The sequence below is a fragment of the Pleomorphomonas sp. T1.2MG-36 genome (genome assembly GCF_950100655.1).
Lineage (GTDB): Bacteria > Pseudomonadota > Alphaproteobacteria > Rhizobiales > Pleomorphomonadaceae > Pleomorphomonas.
The window spans coordinates 1-430 of sequence record NZ_CATNLY010000022.1; the positions used below are offsets into that span (position 1 = coordinate 1).

A 430-nucleotide genomic window follows, 5' to 3' on the forward strand; every position below is an offset into this window, starting at 1 on the left:
GAAACGGTCCGCAACGAGCTGGCAGAGCTGAAGCAGGCCGTCACGCTGATGCTTGAAGACAAAACGGCACGTGAAGAAGAACGCCGGCGCGGCGAAGACGAGCGCCGGCAGCTGCAGGAGGAAGTAAAACGACTGAGAGAGCAACTGGAGCAGGAAAAGACCAGAGGACTCTGGTCACGAATCTTTGCCGGCAGAAAACCACGCTGAGCTGATGAGGCTCAGCCCATTTTTGGACCGTTATAAGGCCGTTTCAGCTGCTTCTGGCGCTGCTGCTCTAGTTCCAGCGCCTCCCGCTGTGCCAGTTCGCCGGCAATCATCGCGCTAACCGGTGCAGCTGCTCGCTCAAACTCTGCACCTGAGCGCTCAAGCGCTGTACCTGGTTGCTTATCTGCGCGTTCTCCGCGCGCGTAGTGGAGTACATCTGCTCCAT

Annotated in this window: 2 protein-coding genes; one reads left to right on the forward strand and one right to left on the reverse strand. The window is 58.6% G+C overall.

Annotation, left to right across the window (positions count from 1 at the left end; all coding sequences use genetic code 11):
- Nucleotides 1-207 (forward strand): hypothetical protein (locus QQZ18_RS11445; protein WP_446728640.1); only part of this gene is annotated, 207 nt, incomplete at its 5' end.
- A gap of 106 nt (nt 208-313) precedes the next feature.
- Here the strand turns inward: QQZ18_RS11445 and QQZ18_RS23805 are convergent.
- Nucleotides 314-430 carry an MbeD/MobD family mobilization/exclusion protein gene (locus QQZ18_RS23805; RefSeq protein WP_446728641.1) on the reverse strand — a complete coding sequence of 39 codons (117 nt, stop codon included), beginning with the start codon at nt 428-430 and terminating at the stop codon, nt 314-316.

What these genes read in the sequence shown, in the direction of transcription:
- QQZ18_RS23805 (WP_446728641.1), bottom strand. Translation starts at nt 430, where the DNA reads ATGGAGCAGATGTACTCCACTACGCGCGCGGAGAACGCGCAGATAAGC.